Below are 17,512 nucleotides of genomic sequence, written 5' to 3' on the forward strand. Positions count from 1 at the left end.
GAGCGGGGGGCAGGGGGGGTGTGGAGGGGTGGGGGACATTTGTTAGAAGTACCCAAAAAGGCGATTGAAGCTCTTGAATAGAATGAGCAGCACCAGAAAGTCTGCTCGCAACACTCCAGCCCAGAGCCTTATGCTTTTTTAGCCAAGATATTAACGAGAATAAAGTTTAAGACGCTTCTAGCAATAGTGTGTCCGTGTCATCGTGCAGAAGCACTCTGGGAAGAGGGCGACGGGCTGTAGCGCTTGATAAACGCAGCGATGCGCGTATAAGTGTCTACGACATTCTCGACTCGAGTCGTCTGATGCCCTTCGTTCTCATACACCTTCCACTCGATAGGCAACCGTAATTTCCTTCCTGCTGCAACCACCTGTCGCAGTTCGCCGACAGGGGCACGGGGATCCTTGCCGCCAGAAATCAGCAGCAGGGGAGCTTTCATTCTGCTCAGGAAGTTGATGGGCGATCTATCGCTCCACAGATTCCGATTGCGCACGGGGTCGCCCATCTTCAGAGCAAAGTACTCCCAAATTGCCGGATCGGTGCCCTTCTTGAACGAAAACCAGTTGACAAAGGGAACTTCTGCCACGCCGGCTGCCCAAAGATTGGGATATTTGGTCAGGCCCATCATCGTCAGATACCCGCCGTAGCTACCGCCCATCAGTACCAGTTTTTTGGGATTGACGTAGCCTGTCTGGGATATCCACTGGGCAGCGGAGACGACATCGCGCAGATCACCGCCGCCCAGATCGAAGCGATTCGCGTCGTGAAAGCGGCTACCGTAACCCGTCGAGCCACGGTAGTTCGGAACGATCAGAACATACCCCTGATTCACCAAATACTGCACCGTGCGTCCGAACTGGTTGCGGTACTGATAGTTAGGACCACCGTGAACATAGACAATCGCAGGATGGGTGCGATCGCGCTGGAGGTTATGGGGAACGTAAACGTAGGCCGACAGTTTCCACTTGCCATCTGCGCTGGGAAAATGAACAAGCGTGGGCTCCACCATGTCCTCTGAGCGCACAGCCCCAACTAGAGAATAGGTAAGCTGGCTTGCTCGCTGGTGCTCCAGATCGTACACCCACACATTCTCTGGGGATTGCGGACCATTGTGGTAGAACATGAGATACTCTCCGTCGGGGGAGAAAGCCGAGGCGGTAACGTCAGTCCACTTCGATCCCGGTAGATCATTCACCCCAGGCGGCAGGGGAAGTTTGTCCAATTTTTTGGAGCGCAGGTCGTACAGATAACCATCACCGCTGCCATCTTCGTTGATGGTCAGCGCGACGAACTGCCCATCCGGTGAAAAACCTCCCGCCAGCGCATCCCAGTCTTGCCGGGTCAACCATTGTAACTGCCCATCATCCACGCCAAGGAGAGCCACATTGTTGTATCCATTCAGGGCGTTGGAGGTGATCGAAAGTTGTTTACCATCCGGCGACCAGCCACCGATCTGGTAGACGCATTCAGCGCAAGGGGGGGTGAGTCTTTTACGCTGGCCCGTTGCGACATCGGAGACGTAAATAGCAGTAAACTTCGTACCGGTATAATCGCCCACAGCGTAGGCAATAAATTGACCGTTGGGCGACCAGTAAGGTCTGAAGACAACTTGATTCGCAGGCGTGCCGCTGGTGAGATGACGAGTTTTGCGGCTAGTGCAGATGGGCTGAAAAGAGCTGGTAGTTCATACCTGCAAAGGCTTGCCCTGGTGGGTCCACTTGAACGGCTTCGCCCATTCCAGGTTGTAATACTCAATAAAGGCCCACACCCGCTCGCGCAACTCCTCAACTGAGCGGAACGAGCTACGCCTGAGCACTTTGCGTGCCAAGATCGATAGCCACATCTCGACTTGATTGAGCCAGGAGGCATGTTTGGGTGTGTAGTGCAAAACAACTCGGTGCTTCGGATCGCTCAGGTATGCCTGTCGGCTGGCCATCGACTTGAGGATGCCGCTTTTGCCTTTGCGCCCCAACTTCTCAGAGCTACCCTCCACAGCAGCGACTAACCGCACCAGCAACTCAGACTGATGAATGTTGAGATTGTCCACCACAAAGTGCCAGCGCACAGCCTCAGGACGGGTGCCCATCGCCAGCACCAAAGAAAGAGCGAAGTCTTCTTCTGCACGGGTGGGAGCGGCAAACGGCGCGACAAGTTGGCCACTGGCCACCTCCCGATGAATAATCAGAGACAGCGTGCCGTGACGAATGTACTCAAACTCCTGCTTCTCAGGCGCTCCTGGCCGCATTGGCTTGTCTGGATGCAGACGCTCCAGTGCTTGCACTGCGGTCATTTCATCACTGCTGAAAACTACTTCTCCCGCCGCTTGCAGGGCGGGTGCCTGTTGGTAAAGTGCGCAGATGTGCTGCACTTTAGGTTCAAAGTTCTCGTCTTTTAGCGCGGTGAGCCAGCCCCGGACGCGGTGGGGTTGGAGATCCCCTTTTTGAGTAGGCGCAAGGCATGACGCGGCGAAATTGAAGGCAGGATGCCACGGGCCACGATTTCTTTGGCGATTTCGCTGCCAGACCACTGAGTAATCGGGCGGCCTGATTTTTCTGGCGCTTCACACGCTAGAGCGACAATCTGACAAAACTGCTCCGGGCTAATAGCAGACTTCTTGCCTGCTCTGGGGGCATCGGCCAGTCGCTCCTCAATGCTGAGATCTGGCAGTGGGATGGCCGCAACAGCCAGCCAGCGGCTGCGCCAAAAGCGCACGGCATCGGGGTCCGTGTCGTGAGCGTGTGCCACCTGGGAGTTATTGAGGCCGTCGGCGCAACCAAGAATGAGTTTGGCTCTCCAGGCTAGCTGTTGGGGGGTGCTGTGTTTGGTTGAGAATTTCTGCAGAGCTGAGCGGACATCTTCAGCAAGCACCAGAGCGGGTGGTTTGGGTCCAGGCATGAGTGGTTACCGAAATCCTGCCTACAAACTACCAGACTGACTCAGCCCACCTGCACTAGATACATCCATCAAATCGATTTCGTAGGTGGAAGAGGTCTTCGGTTTGACGTTGTAGGCGATAGTTCTTCCATCCGGCGACCAGATCGCCGTCTCCTCCGAGATGCCAGGTGTAGCAGTCAAATTGATGGCCTGTCCCGTTGAAATCGAATACAGGAACAGATCGAATACTTCGTCGCCATCCCGGTCGGAGGCGTACACGATGAAGTTACGATCCGGTGACCAGGCGGGGCTGGTCTGGCGCTGGTCGGACACGGTTAACTGCTGTGGCCAGCCACCTGCGATCCCGACTGTCCACAGATTTTCTCTGCCTGAAATATTGGTAATAAAAGCAACCGAGCGGCCATCCGGCGACCAGACAGCTTCGCCTAGATAGCGACTCAAGTACAACTGCGCGAGGTTGAAGAAACGTTGGTCTGGTTTGGTCTGACTTACAACCGAGGAAGGATCGCTGGGCGTCCATGTCCCTGCAGTTTGGGCAGCGACCGAAAAAGGGCTATTCCCAACCCTTACCAGAATCAGGGACAACAGTAGAAAGGCAAATCGCTTCAACGAAGGCATAGCAGTACCAGCCCAGTGCTAGCGGGTGGTGAGATAGCGCAGGGCAATAACGATTAAAAAGATGCCGAAGGCGCGCTTGACGACGATATCGGGCAAAGCCAGGGTGAGGCGGGCACCGAAGAAGCTGCCCACCGTCAGCCCCACTACCAGGAGCAGAGCCGCCGGGATATTGACCTGGCCATTTTTGTAGTACTCGAGCACGCCAAAAAGACCGAAGGGGAGCAGCAGAGCCGCAAGAGACGTGCCGGTGGCCATCTTGGTGCCAAAGCCGACGATGAACATCATCGCCGGGACCATGATCGCCCCACCGCCGATGCCGAACATGCCCGCCAGCACCCCGGCCACCAGCCCCAGCCCGGCGAGGGAGACTATCTGCAGACTGCTCAAAGTTTCACCCACTTTGTACATGCGCAATTAATTATGCACTGCGCTGGCGGTGCGAGAGGCGTAAAATAGCGTCATGGCGATATTGCACGGTAACTGGGTACACCAGCCCCCCCGCGCTGGGTTTTTCCTATGGGCAGAAACCTGGCGGCAGGTACCCAGGCGGCGCAAGCGCGACGAGCAACCGGCCATTCATCCCTACGCCCTCGATCTGGCCGAGTTGTTGCAACATCTGAGCGAACAGTTTCCGGTCCTGCAGTTGCGGACAAGCAAGCCTGCCAGCCAGACCCTCGTGCTGCCCTCGACCCTCGAAAATGTGCTCTACTCGGCAAGCCCACCGCCGGAGACAGGCAAGGTGGCTCTGGAAGTGTGGGTGGTGGAGGGGCTTTGGCTCGATGCGCCCCAGGCGTTCGAGTTGCTCTTGAACGTGCCTCTGGGGAGTACAGATACTTCGATCGGCAACGACCTGCGCTTCTGGTCGCAGTGCGCCCGCTGGGTGCTCGATCTGATGGTGCGCGCCAAGTACCTGCCCAGTCTTGAGGTGCATAACGGCGATGGAGCCGTGGCCCGCTGGCGGCCCCTGCTCGACAGCGCCGGCGATCAGGCGCGCCTCAAAGATTTTGCGGCTCGCCTGCCGGATGCCTGCCGCTCGGCGACGCCGGAGGTGGCCCCGGTCGATCTGGTGCGGTCATTTCTGGAAGCTGTCCTCGATGCGCGGGTGCGCGCATTGCTCTCAAGCGAGCCGCCCGATCCGCGCACGCTGCCGGGGGGGGCGGTCCGTCCCTGGCTGCAGGCGCTCGCAAGCCCCCAGCCGCAGCTAAGAGCCTGCGACGCGGCGACGGTGGAGCTATCGGAGATTCTAAGCAGCTGGGAAGCGCCCCTGCGCTACCAGGGCCGGGTGCGCACGGGCTTTGTGCTCGAACCGCCCGAGGGCGCTGAGCGCTCCTGGGCGCTGAATTTTAAGTTGCGGTTGGGAGACGATCCGGCGGCTCCCCTGCTCGATGCGGTTCAAGTCTGGGCGCTGCCGGGGGACGAGCAGGAGACGTTTTTAGCGGGACTCGGCCTCGCCTCGCGCATCTTCGCTCCGATCGAGCGCGGATTACTGGTGCCCCAGCCGGAGCGCTGCACCCTCAGCACCCCCGAGGCGTTTCAATTTCTCAAGGCTGCGACCTGGCGGCTGCGCGAGAGCGGCTTCGACGTGCTGTTACCCGACAGCCTCTCGGAGATGGGCGCGCTGCGCAACCGCCTCGGCCTCAAGCTCGAAGCGGTCTCAGGCCGCAACGCCAATGTCAGCCCCGGCCTCGGGATGCAGAGCCTGCTCAATTTTCGCTGGGAGCTGTCGCTGGGGGGCCAGCCCATCAGCCGCGAGCAATTCGAGCGGCTGGCCGCCACCGCCGAACCTCTGGTCAAGGTCGATAGTGCCTGGGTCGAACTGCGCCCCCAGGACGTGCGCGCTGCCCGCAAATTTTTTGAGACGCGACAAGATCAAGTCGGATTGTCGCTGGAGCACGTCCTGCGCCTGGGCTTCGGCGATGCCCAGACGATCGCGGGACTACCTATCGTCAACTTCGACAGTTCCGGCCCGATCCAGCAACTGCTGGAGACGCTCACAGACCAGCGCAAGCTCAAGCCCATCGACGAACCGCCTGGTTTTCGCGGCACCCTGCGCCCCTATCAAAAACTGGGCGTCGGCTGGCTCAGCTTCCTGCAGCAGTGGGGCCTGGGAGCCTGTCTGGCCGATGACATGGGCCTGGGTAAGACGATCGAGATGATCGCGATGCTGTTGCACCTCAAGGCCAGGCAAGAACTGGATGGGCCGGTGCTGCTCATCTGTCCCACCTCGGTGATGGGCAACTGGGAGCGGGAGGTGAGAAAATTTGCCCCCGAGCTAAAAGTGCATGTCCATCACGGGGCGCGGCGGCCCAAGGGCCGCAACTTCGTCGAAATGGCTGCCAGGACCAACGTCGTCGTAAGTAGCTACGCCCTGGTGCAGCGCGACAGCCGCGACCTCAAGCGCGTCGAGTGGCTGGGGCTGGTCCTCGATGAAGCGCAAAATATCAAAAATCCCGAGGCCAAGCAGACCCAGGCGATCCGCGAACTCACCGCTAGATTTCGGATCGCCCTCACCGGCACGCCGGTCGAAAATCGCCTTGCAGAACTGTGGTCGATCCTCGATTTCCTCAACCCCGGCTATCTGGGAGCGCGCAACTTCTTCCAGCGCCGCTTCGCGGTGCCCATCGAAAAGTACGGCGATCGCGCCTCCGCGAACGCCCTGCGCGCTCTGGTCCAGCCTTTTATCCTGCGGCGGCTCAAATCCGACCCGCAAATTATTCAAGATCTGCCCGAAAAGCAGGAGACGAACGTCTTCTGTCCGCTCACTGCCGAGCAGGCCGCCCTCTACGAGCGGGTAGTCAACGAGTCGCTCACCAAGATCGAAAGTAGCACCGGCATCCAGCGGCGGGGGGCTGTGCTCGCCACCCTGGTCAAGCTCAAGCAGGTCTGCAACCACCCGAGCCATTACCTGGGCGACGCCGAACCGCTCGGCGAGCGCTCCGGCAAACTGCGGCGATTGGAGGAGATGCTCGAAGAGGTCTTAGCCGACGAGGAGCGGGCCTTGATCTTTACGCAGTTCGCCGAGTGGGGCCACCTGCTGCAGGCGCATCTGAGCCGCCAGTTGGGTTCTGAGGTCTTTTTTCTGTTTGGCGGGACGAGCAAAAACCAGCGCGAGGCGATGATCGACCGCTTCCAGCGCGATCCCCAGGCACCGCGCATCTTTATTCTGTCTTTGAAGGCGGGGGGCGTCGGCCTCAACCTCACCCGCGCCAACCACGTCTTCCACTTCGATCGCTGGTGGAACCCGGCGGTCGAAAACCAGGCTACCGACCGCGTCTTTCGTATCGGTCAGACCAAAAATGTCCAGGTCTACAAGTTCGTCTGCACGGGCACGCTTGAGGAGCGGATCAGCGCCCTCATCGAGAGCAAAAAAGCCCTTGCCGAGCAGGTGGTGAGCGCCGGTGAAAACTGGCTCTCTGAGATGAGCACCGACCAGTTGCGGCAGTTGCTGGTGCTCGATCGATCAGAAATTGTCGATACCGACGAGGGAGAATAATGAGCGATCTGGTCAAGCCGGGGCAGGAAGCGGCTCCCAAAGTTTTCGCCAGCCAGTGGTGGGCGCAACGGTGGATCGATGTGCTCGAATCGTTTGGCTGGACGCAGCGGCTGGCGCGGGGGCGCAACTATGCGCGGGGCGGCAACGTGCTTGCGATGGAATTTCAAGGCTCGAAGGTCAAGGCAAAGGTCCAGGGCACCGCCCCCGCCCCCTACGACGTGACGCTCTTTCTCGATCGCTTCAGCGACGAGCAGTGGAACGAGGTGATCGAGACGCTGGCGGGCCAGGCCATCTTTGCGGCCAAGTTGCTCGCAGGCGAGATGCCCCAGAATATCGAAGAAGCCTTTATCGCAAGCGGCCTCAGTCTGTTTCCCTTCAACAAGTGGGACATCCACAGCAACTGCTCCTGCCCGGATTCGGCCAACCCCTGCAAGCACATCGCTGCGGTCTACTACCTGATGGGCGAGCGCTTCGATCAAGATCCCTTCGTACTCTTTGCTCTAAGGGGCCGCAGCCGCCCGCAGATTCTCCAGCGCCTGCGCGAATTGCGCGGCAGCAAGAGTCCCGACAACAAAGAATCCCTCGCCCCAGTGGCAGAGCAACCGGCGGTCCCGCCCCTTGAGAGTGCGCACTTCTGGGAGTTGAGGGGCGACCTCGATCCGTCGCTGGTGGCGATCGTGCCGCCGCCTTCGCAGGAGACAGTCCTCGACGTGCTCGGTCCACCGCCCATCGAAGGGGCGGAGCCGACGGTCAACTTCTTAAAAGGCGCTTATACCCAGGCACGCGACTGGGCGATGGGGGCGGCTCTGGGCGGTAGCTAAGATCACTCTTCGCTTTGCATCACCTGTGAGAGGTGGTCGCTCGTGGCCTGTACCGAGGCGATCGCCCGGTCGTAGGGCAGTCGGGTCGGACCGAGCACGCCCACCGAACCGACCGGCGTCTCGTTGCGGTAGTAGGTGCTGCTCACCAGCGAGCAGAACTGCATCGGCTCCAGCGGGTTGTCCGCCCCGATGCGCACGACGATCTGGCGGCCCTGGTGCTGCTCTGGGGTAATCAGCGACCCGATGCGCTCGCGCTCGACTTCAAGGAGCTGCACGATTGCCTGGATGCGCTCCGGCTCGGCAAACTCCGGCTGCTTGAGAATTTCGCCGACGCCGCTTACAAATAGCTGCCCGGTCGGCGGCTGCAGGACCCGCTGTAAAAGCGCGATGAGGCCGCGCAAAAATTCGGCGTACCAGTGGTATTCGCCGCCCATCGCCCCGACCACCGCCGGGTCCAGCTCGCCCACCATCCGGTTCTGTAGCTGGATATTCAGGTAATTGTTGAGCGCTTCGAGCTGCTCAGCCATCTCCGGCTGGGGCAGATCGAGCAAAAACGAGCGCGTCTGGAGGGCGTCGGTGACGACGATCACCAGTGCCCGCCCTTCGCCGATATGAACGATCTGCAGGTGCCGCACACAGACGAGCGCGCTCTGGGGAGCGGTAATGAGGGCCACACAGCCGCTCAAGGTGGCAAGCAATCGCGTCGCCCCCTGCAACAGACTCTCAAGGTCGCGCCGCTCGGCAAGATTTTCAGCCAGCGCCGAGCGCATCCGCTGCACCAGTTCGGTCGGCGGTGCGATCAGCTCGTCTACGTACACCCGGTAGCCAGAGTCAGACGGAATGCGTCCGGCACTGGTATGGGGCTGGAAGAGAAGACCCCAGCTCTCGAGTACCGACATTGCGTTGCGGATCGTCGCCGAACTCAGTCCAAAATTGTATTGTTGGGTGATCATCTTCGAGCCCACCGGCTCGGCGGTGTCGATGTAGCACTTGACCGTCGCGTGCAAAATCTGCTTATAGCGATCGCTCAGTGTAAGTTTCGAGTGCAACGAATAAAAGGAGTGGCTGTTCACGCTATCTACCTGCAGATCTCACCTGATAGGACTAATTTTAGCGGCCTGTCAAGGAATGTTACTCCGATCTTGCTACACTGTTGCCCAACCTTCGTTGCAATATTCCATCGGTGCCGCCGTTCGTACGTGTGCATCCTGTCCCTGGCCTGGGGGGTAAATAATTAACTGTATATTTTGATAATGGATGGCGAAGATACTGGTAATCGAAGATGAACCGGTGAGCCGCAAACTCCTGCGGATGGTCTTATCCCTAGCCGCTCATGAAGTGCTCGAAGCGCAAGACGGTCTGAGTGGTATGGATTTAGCGGCCCGCAATCAGCCTGATCTGATCGTACTGGATCTGACGTTGCCCCATCTGGACGGCTGGGCAGTACTGGCCCGCCTGCGGGAGCAGGGGGTGACAGCGCCGGTGGTGGCCGTCACGGGCCACGCTCTGGTAGGCGATCGCGAGCGGATTCTGGCGGCTGGTTTCGATGGATACATGAGCAAACCGATCGACGTGAGAACCTTTAATCAAGCGCTGGAGGCTTATCTGCCATGCTAAAGACCGCCGTCAAATCCGCCTCGACGCGGGATCTGCGCCACGACATCGGCGAACCTCTGCTGGCGATTCGGCTCTATGCCCAGGTTCTGCGCTCCGGCGACGCGCTCGATCCGCGCCTGTCCGAGACGTTGCTTGAGGCGATCGAAGAGCAGGCGGTTACGCTTCAGCGACGCCTAGAGGAGGTACTAGGCGATGCCCTGTCAAATCCTTATCGTTGAGGACAACCCGCACCTGCGTTCGCTGCTCAACTGGCAGCTGGTGCAGAGCGGCTACGCGGCGCACGCCGTCGGCACCCTGGCGGAGGGACGCGAGTGGTTCAACAGCAACCTCCTCGATCTGGTGGTGCTCGATCTGCAGTTGCCCGACGGCGACGGTCTCGATTTTTGCCGCTGGCTGCGCGCCCAGTCGGACGCCTATGTGTTGATTCTGTCGTTTCGCGGTTCAGAGTCCGAAAAAGTCGAAGGGCTCAAGGCGGGGGCGGACGATTATCTGGTCAAACCCTTTGGAATGCAGGAATTCCTGGCGCGCATCGAGGCGCTCGTCCGGCGGTTGCGCGCCCGGACGCCGTCTACCGCTCTGCAGTTTGGGGCGCTGCAGATCGACCCGGTACAGCGGCGCGTCGTGCTGGGCGATCAGGCGGTCGAACTCACGCCGCAGGAGTTCAGTCTGCTCTACGTGCTCGCCCAGCGGCCCGGATTGCCGCTCACCCGCGAGGATCTGCTCAAACTCGCCTGGCCTGCCGGGATCGACAATCCCCGCACCGTCGATACCCACGTGCTGACGCTGCGCAAGAAGATCGAATCGGACCCGAGGCATCCGCGCTTTATTCAGACCGTGCGCTCGATCGGCTATCAATTTTTGATCGAGCCTGCGACGTACTCTTAAGTGCGCCCGAAACCTTAAAATTTGAAAGGAGAGGTTGAGGCGCAGCATGGAGCTGTTGACCAAGGGTTTTGAAGTCGAAATGTACACTGGCACGCCCGAGGGCGATGTCGTGGGCCTCTCGCACCAGATCACCCGCGATCTGCCGAGCTTTATGCGCGAACCGGACCAGCGCAACGTCGAGTACGCCACCGAACCGCTCAAAGATTACGACGCGCTTTTGTGCGCGCTCTTGCATCCGCGCTGTCGATTGCGCCGCTACTTGAACGACCTGGGGGGCTACACGCTCCTGCCGGGCAGCACCCTCGCCCTCGAACACGACACCAGCCGCTTTTTACGTTCCGACCCCAATAATCCTTATCACGCCCGCATCGAGCAACTCTACGGCACGCGGGTCGTTACATCGAGTATTCACATCAACTTTGGTATCGACGAACCCGAGGAGATTATCAAAGCCTGCCGCCTGCTCCGGCTCGAAGCGCCGGTGGTGCTGGCCCTGAGCGCCTCCTCGCCCTTTTTTAACGGCGAGCCCACCGGTGCCCACTCGACGCGCTGGCTGCGCTTTCCCCACACGCCGGAGTACGTGCCGCTTTTTTTGAGCCACGGCCACTACATCGATTGGGTCGAAGAACAATTGCGGCTGGGGACGATGTTCAACGTGCGCCATCTGTGGAGTTCGGTGCGTCCCAACGGCGCGGATCGCCCTTACGCGATCAACCGCGCCGAGTTGCGCATCGCCGATCTCATCGCCTCGCCGGTGGTACTTCTGGGGATTACAGCGCTTGTCGAGACCCGGCTTCTGGCCCTGCTGGCCGGTGAGATTCCTGACCCGCTCACCAGCCAGTTCACCCCCCAGGAACTGGTCGAGATCACAATCCTCAACGAGAAGGCAGCGGCAAAAGACAGCCTCGCCGCCCGGCTCATCGACTGGCAGACGGGCCGCGAATCGAGCGTGTACGAGTGGACCGAGCGCTGGCTGGTGCGCGCTATGACCGTGGCTGCTGAGCGGGGCTTTGAGCGCTATCTGCCGGCGGTCGAGGCGGTACTTGCCGGCGGCAACGAGGCGATGCGCTGGCTGGAGCAGTACCATGTCGGCTGTAGCATCCGAAGGATCTTAGAGCAGGAAGCCCTCGCCCTTGAGCAGATGGAGGCCGAACTGCGCGCCAGACTGTGTACAGGTTCGGCCCTGCCCTGCTAGAGCCTGAACACATCGCTCCGGGGGAAGTTCTGCTTCGCGGTACTTGGGGCTACATTGGAGGGTGGTTCTCCGCAGGAACAAGAACGATGAAAACAGTGCATGTAGCGATTGCCGCCGGGTTGATTGCGCTGCTGAGCGCCTGTGGCGGCGGTTCCTCCACCAGTACGACAAGCAGTACGACGACCACGACGACAGCCTCCACCCCGGAAGCGACGACTTCTGCTCCGACGACGACCGCCTCCGCCCCAGCCAGTACGACCACGAGTGGCGGCAACGTAATCAAGATGGGCAGCGACACGGGCCAGCTGGTGTTTGTGCCGGCCAAGCTCACGGTCAAACCCGGAGACAAGATTGTCTGGGAGATGAACAAGGCCGGTCCCCACAACGCCGTCTTTGACGGCACCGAGCCGGACGCCGCCACCGCCAAGGCGATCGCTGAACCGAAGCTCCTCAACAAGCCCGGCGACAAAATCGAAGTCACTGTCCCGGCCAACGCCAAGCCCGGCGACTACTCCTACCACTGTGTGCCCCACAAGTCGGCAGGAATGGTCGGTGTAATCACCGTGGCCAAGTAAGCAGCTTATCCAGCTGTGCGGGTGGTCCGGTGCTATTCTGTCACCGGACATCTGAATCACCGGTATTCGCCGTGGCCCTGCTCGTTGTCGAAAATCTCACCAAGCGCTTTGGCGGCCTGCTCGCGGTCAACAGTGTCTCCTTCGGCGTTGAAACCGCTGAGATCTTGAGTGTGATTGGCCCCAACGGCGCGGGCAAGACGACGCTCTTTAACATGCTCACCGGCATCTACGCGCCCACTACCGGCAGCGCCAGCCTCGCAGGCAGGCCGCTCGTGGGTGCAAAGCCGCACCAGATCGTCGCGGCGGGTCTGGCGCGCACTTTTCAAAATATTCGCCTCTTTGGCAGTATGAGTGCGCTCGAAAACGTGATGGTGGGCCGCCACAGCCGTACGAAGGGCGGCTTCTGGACAGCGTTGCTGCCCGGCAAGGCAGGGGTGGCCGAAGAAAAACAAATCGCTCAGCGCGCGAGCGAAGAACTCGATTTTGTCGGCCTGGGCCACTGTGCCGCCCAGACCGCCTCCTGCCTCTGCTACGGCGACCAGCGCCGCCTGGAGGTGGCCCGCGCCCTCGCCACCGATCCGCAGCTGGTGTTGCTCGACGAACCGGCTGCCGGTATGAATCCCCAGGAGACGCGCTCGCTCATCGCCCTTATCCGCCGCATCCAGAAGCGCGGCATCACCGTCGTCCTCATCGAGCACGACATGAACCTGGTGATGAACCTCTCCGATCGGGTCGTGGTGATGAACTTTGGCCAGAAGATCGCCGATGGCGCACCAGCTCAGGTGCGCTCCGACCCCCAGGTAATCGCCGCCTACCTGGGCAGCGGGGCGGCATGAGCGCTGCCTAGCTTCCCAGGCGCTCCGGAACGAGGCGGCCTGTTACCTCCCCTTCGCGGACTTCTTCTTGATATTGGGCATCGGCGTTGACCGCCCAGAGATTGTAGCGGCCCTCGGTGGCGATGTTGCGGGCTGCCAACAGTCCCGTCATCATCGCGTGGTCCTGGTTGTTGTAGCGGTGCATCCCGTTGCGGCCAATCAGTTGCAGATTCGGCAATTCGCGCTCGATAAACGCCCGGATCACCTCGACGTTTTCGCGGTAATGATCGTCGTAGACCGGATAGGCTTTGTCCTGGCGGACGACGGTGCCATCGACGACCTGCTGGGGGTCCACCAGCCCCAACTGGGCCAGTTCGCGGCGGCCCAGGGCAATCAGATCGGCGTCGGAGGCGCTCCAGAGTCCATCCCCTTCAAAACAAAAGTACTCCAGCCCCAGGCAGGTATAGCGCCCATCGGGGACCATCTCCGGACTCCAGTTCTTAAAATTCTGGATCCGTCCCATCTTGACACTCGGATCGTGGATGTAGATCCAGTTGTCCGGGAAGACTTCGGCCTGATCGATGACGAGCGCCACGGTGAGAAAGTCGCGGTAACCGAGCGCCCCAGCCGCTCGCTGCACTGCTGTCGGAGCCGGTGGGTCGAGGGCAAGAACAAGTTCCCGCAGGGGCATCGTCGAAAGAAAGTCCGTCCCGGCAAAGGAGCGCCCATCGGCGGTCCAGACGCGCAACAGCCGCGTATCAGAGCGCTCCAGGCGAGTGACGGGCGCGTCGAAGACAAGCGGGTGCCCGGCGTCCTTGAGCGCTGCCGCCACCGCCTCCCACATCTCGCCCGGCCCCCGGCCCGGATAGCGGAAGCGGTCGATGAGCGTCTTGATCACCGCCCCTCGTCCTTTCGGTTGGGGCCAGAACATCGAACGGAGGAGCGAGGCCATCGACAAGCCCTTGATCCGCTGGGCCGCCCAGTCAGCGGAAATTTCCGAGCAGGGCATCCCCCAGACTTTTTCGGTATAGGTCTTAAAAAAGATCTCGTACAGCCTGCGCCCGAAGGCGCGCACGGTCCAGTCCTCGAAGGAGCGCATTCCTTTGGGCGGCAATACGCGGGCTTTAAGGTAGCTGGCGACGCAGAGGGCGGCGGTGGTGGGGCCGAGGTTGACCAGGGCGTTGAGAGGCCGAATCGGGTAGTCGAAGTAGCGGTTGCGATAAAAGATGCGCGAGAGCCGACCGCGTTCGAGCAGGCGGTCCTTGAGCACCGCACTCCAGAACTGCTCGATCTCTTCAGACTTTGAAAAAAAGCGGTGCCCACCGATGTCGAAGCGAAAACCCTTGTAGTTCACGGTGCGGCTGATGCCGCCGATGTGGCCGCTGCGTTCGAGGATCGTTGAAGCGATACCCAGACGATCCAATTCGAAGGCTGCACTCAAACCGGCTGGTCCTGCCCCGATGACGACGACGTGTCTGTCTGCCATCAGACGCGGGTAAGCAGGGGCGACTGGACTTTCAAAAATTCGGTATTGACCCCCGACTCGCGGATCAAAGCGATCTTGCCGGTGCGGGCGATCTCTTTGATGCCAAATTTGGTGAGCATCTGGATAATCGCGACCATCTTGCCCGGATCGCCTGTCACCTCGACGGTGACCGACTCCTCGGCCACATCGACGATCCGGGCGCGAAAGACGGTGGCAAGCTCGATGATCTCGCTGCGGGTGACGGTGGTGGCGCTCACTTTGATGAGCATCAACTCGCGCTCGACGCAGGGAACGGTCGTGATGTCCTGCACTTTGAGGACGCTCACCAGTTTGTGCAACTGCTTGGTCACCTGCTCGACCGCCTGCGCGTCGCCACCCACCACCATCGTGATCCGCGTCGTGCCCATCTGCTCGGCGGAACCCACCGCCAGACTCTCGATATTAAAACTGCGCCGGGCAAACATGCCGGTGATCCGCGCCAGCGCCCCGGACTCATCCTGCACCAGTACTGAGAGAGTATGCTTCACCGCGCTGTGCCATCAAATCGCCCCTCAGTATATCGCTCAGGAGTTCTTAGCGGCCAGAAATGCTTTGATGAGCCCGAGATTTTTGGCCTCGATCGTGCGGCCAGTGTAGGGTTTGCGGCAATCTTCGGCGGCGGCGGAACCCGGTATCGCCCGTTCGCACTCGCCTGCTGCTGCAAAAATGTCCGATCTGAGGCGAATCTTGACGGCGACGCTCTGTTGGGCCTGCTCGATGCGCTTCAATCCCGGTTCGAGCAGGGTGAAGTTGACGCGGACGGTGTGGGTTTTGCCCCTATCGATGCTCTGGATAACGCTGTCGAAGTCCTCGCCGTCGCGCAGGGGGCGGCCATCCACCTCCAGAAAGACCGCCGGGCGGTCGTCGCTGATGTTGTGGGTGGAGTCGGCAAAGGGCAACTCCGCCACCAGACTGGACCGCTTGCCGGTGGCAGTGCCCACGCTCACCGCCGCCAGATCGAGCCGGGAGCGGTACGGCTCGACGGCGATTTCACCCTTGTAGCGGTTGCGGGCATCACGGAAGGGCGTGCCGTCCGCCTTCAACAAAAAGATGTCCCGTGGGCCACTTACCGGCAGAGTGAGGGTCCGCTTCTCGCCTTTGGGGGCAGCAGCAGGCGGCTTTGAGACTGCTACCGTCTGAGTTGTACAGCCGCTCAACAATAGCGCCACCAGCCAGCCTGTGCGCTTCATGTAACGAGTTGTCAAGATCGCCATTATTGTATTAGAGCATGACCGTCAGCAGCAGCTGATTGCTGTCCCCGGCAGGCGACTGGACCCAGAGGCGACGATCGCCGGGGTAGGCATCGAAGTCAATCGCCACCGTCAGCGTCAGCCGATCGGGACCGGACTCCACCGGTTTGTTGCGCCGTCCCAGCGGATCGCCCAACATCGCCCGCACGCCGCGAGCGGGCTTGATTTGTACTCCCTCGACATCGCCAAGATGGCGGCCACGCACATCCACCACCAGCACATCGCCGACGAATGCCGCATCCGGAAAGCTGAGCGGATCGATCGCAGGTAACATCAGAGGTTTCGTTCGGGGGGACCGCTGGAGGGACTGTTGTTGAACTGCCGCTCGAGCATTGCGATAATTTCTTCGCGGGTCTGGGGGATTCCCGGACGCTGAGTGGGCGTATAGCGCTGTGCTTTTCTTAAAGAAGTGCGCGTCTGATTATAAAAATGGGTAATCCCCGCCAGAATGGCCGTCGCCACGACGGTTGCGCATAGAAGCACAAGACAAGACATGTTCTGTTCCCTGGACGCTGATGGTCGCCTACAGTCTAGCGGCTCGCAGACGGGCAGTGACGAGTCGGCAAGGAAAAACAACATTGCTTGTTGCGGCCTGGCAAAGCCCTTTACTTGCTGGGCTGGGTAGCAACAACCAGCTTTTCGAGACCGGCCTGACGGGCGGCATCCATCACCTTGACGACATTTTTCTGGCGGGCATCGGCGTCGGCCTGGACGATCAGCACCTTCTGGCCGGTCACCTCCGCTTCGCGGCGAATCGTCGGCAACAGGTTGTCTTCGGGGACAACTGCACCGTTGACAGAGAATTTGCCATCTTTATCGACGCCCACCAGCAGGCTCTTTTTTTGCTCGGGCTTGTCGCCGGTGGCGGAGCTGGGCAGGTCTACTTTGAGGCCGCTGTTTTGAATCAGAGGAGCAGTAATCAGTAGGATAATCACCAGCACCAGGAAAACGTCGGTGAGGGGAGTGATGTTGATCTCGTTAAAGCCGGCTCGGCTGCGGCGGCCACGGCGGCCCGCACTTTGAATGGCCATCGGTGCCTCCTGTGACTACTGCTGGGAGATGGTTTCTTCGACCGGCTCGGCTTCGAGTTCGGCGACGTCGGTAAAGTTGAGAAACAGCAGCTTGAGGAGCTGAAAATCGTCCTCGAACTGGGCGACGATATTTTGAAAGGCGTTGTAGGCGACGACCGAGGCGATAGCGACGATGAGGCCGGCGGCGGTGGCAATAAGGGCGAAACCGATTTCGGCGGCCAGTTTGTTGCTGGTCGCTCCCTCACCTGCGAAAGTCTGAAACGAGCGCAAAATACCGACGACGGTGCCCAACAGGCCCAAAAAGGGAGCCACGGCACCGATCGTGCCGAGGACGCTCAGATGCTTTTCAAACTTGCGCATCCCGAGGTTGATCGTGATGTCGAACGCCTGTTCGAAGTTGACGCGGGGCACCGACAACAGCCGCACGCCATCTTCGGCCACCTCCCCGAGCACACCACCCACCTGTTCGGAGAGATTGCGCGCTCCGGAGAGATTACTGCGCTCGAGTTCACGCTGAAGCCGGACAATAAAGCGATCAACGTCGCGCTTGTTGCGGTTGATGTAGAGCCAGCGCTCGATGACGACAGCAATAGTCAGTACCGAGCACAGCAGCAAAGGAACAGCAATCCACCAATCGTTGACAACAAAGCGGTAAATATCGGAGAGAAAATTGTTGGGCATAGCGGATGTAACCAGCACTCCCTAAGTTGGGTTCATTGTAGCGGGGACGGCGCTGCTGGACAGATAGTTCCTACAATTTGGCAGTATGAGGGTGCCGCCCGTCTGCACCAAGA

At 60.3% G+C, this 17,512-nt stretch carries 21 protein-coding genes; 8 read left to right on the plus strand and 13 right to left on the minus strand.

The window, feature by feature from the left end; genetic code table 11:
* Positions 1-197: 197 nt before the first annotated feature.
* From GKIL_RS18205 to GKIL_RS18225, 5 genes are all read right to left on the minus strand, one after another.
* Positions 198-1,556, minus strand: coding sequence for a S9 family peptidase (locus GKIL_RS18205; RefSeq protein ID WP_023175288.1), 1,359 nt, complete (start codon positions 1,554-1,556; stop codon positions 198-200).
* A 126-nt stretch (positions 1,557-1,682) separates the two neighbouring features.
* Entirely contained in the window at positions 1,683-2,366 is a 684-nt protein-coding gene (locus GKIL_RS18210) for a transposase (RefSeq protein WP_223173771.1), read from the minus strand.
* 23 nt (positions 2,367-2,389) lie between these two features.
* A complete protein-coding gene (locus GKIL_RS18215; protein ID WP_023173029.1) occupies positions 2,390-2,893 on the minus strand; it encodes a helix-turn-helix domain-containing protein in 504 nt (167 codons plus the stop codon).
* Positions 2,894-2,914: 21 nt separating this feature from the next.
* Positions 2,915-3,502, minus strand: a complete 588-nt coding sequence (locus GKIL_RS23860) for a TolB family protein (protein ID WP_187293838.1) — start codon at positions 3,500-3,502, stop codon at positions 2,915-2,917.
* 27 nt (positions 3,503-3,529) lie between these two features.
* Positions 3,530-3,919: a sulfite exporter TauE/SafE family protein gene (locus GKIL_RS18225; RefSeq protein ID WP_023175290.1), complete on the minus strand. Its 390-nt coding sequence runs from the start codon at positions 3,917-3,919 to the stop codon at positions 3,530-3,532.
* Between the two features lie 52 nt (positions 3,920-3,971).
* Between GKIL_RS18225 and GKIL_RS18230 the strand changes: the two genes are divergently transcribed.
* A complete protein-coding gene (locus GKIL_RS18230) occupies positions 3,972-7,004 on the plus strand; it encodes a DEAD/DEAH box helicase (protein WP_023175291.1) in 3,033 nt (1,010 codons plus the stop codon).
* The gene (locus tag GKIL_RS18235) at positions 7,004-7,825 is read left to right on the plus strand and encodes an SWIM zinc finger family protein (RefSeq protein WP_023175292.1); all 822 of its coding nucleotides are present in this window, start codon (positions 7,004-7,006) and stop codon (positions 7,823-7,825) included. Before GKIL_RS18230 ends, GKIL_RS18235 begins: the two co-directional genes overlap by 1 nt.
* A gap of 2 nt (positions 7,826-7,827) precedes the next feature.
* Here the strand turns inward: GKIL_RS18235 and hrcA are convergent, their stop codons facing one another.
* A complete protein-coding gene (hrcA, locus tag GKIL_RS18240) occupies positions 7,828-8,898 on the minus strand; it encodes a heat-inducible transcriptional repressor HrcA (protein WP_023175293.1) in 1,071 nt (356 codons plus the stop codon).
* A gap of 184 nt (positions 8,899-9,082) precedes the next feature.
* Between hrcA and GKIL_RS18245 the strand changes: the two genes are divergently transcribed.
* The 6 genes from GKIL_RS18245 to GKIL_RS18270 all read left to right on the plus strand — a co-directional run bounded on the left by GKIL_RS18245 (position 9,083) and on the right by GKIL_RS18270 (position 12,933).
* Positions 9,083-9,442 carry a response regulator gene (locus GKIL_RS18245; protein WP_023175294.1) on the plus strand — a complete coding sequence of 120 codons (360 nt, stop codon included), beginning with the start codon at positions 9,083-9,085 and terminating at the stop codon, positions 9,440-9,442.
* A complete protein-coding gene (locus GKIL_RS18250; protein ID WP_023175295.1) occupies positions 9,436-9,660 on the plus strand; it encodes a histidine kinase dimerization/phospho-acceptor domain-containing protein in 225 nt (74 codons plus the stop codon). Before GKIL_RS18245 ends, GKIL_RS18250 begins: the two co-directional genes overlap by 7 nt.
* Positions 9,635-10,327 (plus strand): response regulator transcription factor, encoded by a 693-nt coding sequence (locus GKIL_RS18255; protein WP_023175296.1) that lies wholly within the window; start codon positions 9,635-9,637, stop codon positions 10,325-10,327. The genes GKIL_RS18250 and GKIL_RS18255 overlap by 26 nt, the downstream gene beginning before the upstream one ends.
* A gap of 46 nt (positions 10,328-10,373) precedes the next feature.
* Positions 10,374-11,522 carry a glutamate--cysteine ligase gene (gene gshA, locus GKIL_RS18260; protein ID WP_023175297.1) on the plus strand — a complete coding sequence of 383 codons (1,149 nt, stop codon included), beginning with the start codon at positions 10,374-10,376 and terminating at the stop codon, positions 11,520-11,522.
* 86 nt (positions 11,523-11,608) lie between these two features.
* A complete protein-coding gene (petE, locus tag GKIL_RS25695) occupies positions 11,609-12,097 on the plus strand; it encodes a plastocyanin (RefSeq protein ID WP_023175298.1) in 489 nt (162 codons plus the stop codon).
* Between the two features lie 71 nt (positions 12,098-12,168).
* On the plus strand, positions 12,169-12,933 hold the full coding sequence (locus GKIL_RS18270; protein WP_023175299.1) for an ABC transporter ATP-binding protein: 765 nt from the start codon (positions 12,169-12,171) through the stop codon (positions 12,931-12,933).
* A 7-nt stretch (positions 12,934-12,940) separates the two neighbouring features.
* Here the strand turns inward: GKIL_RS18270 and GKIL_RS18275 are convergent, their stop codons facing one another.
* The 7 genes from GKIL_RS18275 to GKIL_RS18300 form a co-directional block, all read right to left on the minus strand.
* Complete coding sequence (locus tag GKIL_RS18275) at positions 12,941-14,398, minus strand: NAD(P)/FAD-dependent oxidoreductase (RefSeq protein ID WP_023175300.1); 1,458 nt, start codon at positions 14,396-14,398, stop codon at positions 12,941-12,943.
* Positions 14,398-14,925, minus strand: a complete 528-nt coding sequence (gene ilvN, locus GKIL_RS18280; RefSeq protein WP_023175301.1) for an acetolactate synthase small subunit — start codon at positions 14,923-14,925, stop codon at positions 14,398-14,400. The genes GKIL_RS18275 and ilvN overlap by 1 nt, the downstream gene beginning before the upstream one ends.
* Before the next feature lie 36 nt (positions 14,926-14,961).
* Positions 14,962-15,651 carry a hypothetical protein gene (locus tag GKIL_RS18285; protein ID WP_187293839.1) on the minus strand — a complete coding sequence of 230 codons (690 nt, stop codon included), beginning with the start codon at positions 15,649-15,651 and terminating at the stop codon, positions 14,962-14,964.
* 7 nt (positions 15,652-15,658) lie between these two features.
* Positions 15,659-15,961, minus strand: a complete 303-nt coding sequence (locus GKIL_RS18290) for a hypothetical protein (protein ID WP_023175303.1) — start codon at positions 15,959-15,961, stop codon at positions 15,659-15,661.
* Positions 15,961-16,182, minus strand: a complete 222-nt coding sequence (locus tag GKIL_RS24990; RefSeq protein ID WP_023175304.1) for a hypothetical protein — start codon at positions 16,180-16,182, stop codon at positions 15,961-15,963. Before GKIL_RS24990 ends, GKIL_RS18290 begins: the two co-directional genes overlap by 1 nt.
* 110 nt (positions 16,183-16,292) lie before the next feature.
* Positions 16,293-16,718 (minus strand): ExbD/TolR family protein, encoded by a 426-nt coding sequence (locus tag GKIL_RS18295; protein WP_023175305.1) that lies wholly within the window; start codon positions 16,716-16,718, stop codon positions 16,293-16,295.
* Positions 16,719-16,733: 15 nt separating this feature from the next.
* Positions 16,734-17,399, minus strand: a complete 666-nt coding sequence (locus tag GKIL_RS18300) for a MotA/TolQ/ExbB proton channel family protein (RefSeq protein WP_023175306.1) — start codon at positions 17,397-17,399, stop codon at positions 16,734-16,736.
* Between the last annotated feature and the right edge of the window lie 113 nt (positions 17,400-17,512).

The sequence above is a fragment of the Gloeobacter kilaueensis JS1 genome (assembly GCF_000484535.1).
In the GTDB taxonomy this organism is placed as follows: domain Bacteria; phylum Cyanobacteriota; class Cyanobacteriia; order Gloeobacterales; family Gloeobacteraceae; genus Gloeobacter; species Gloeobacter kilaueensis.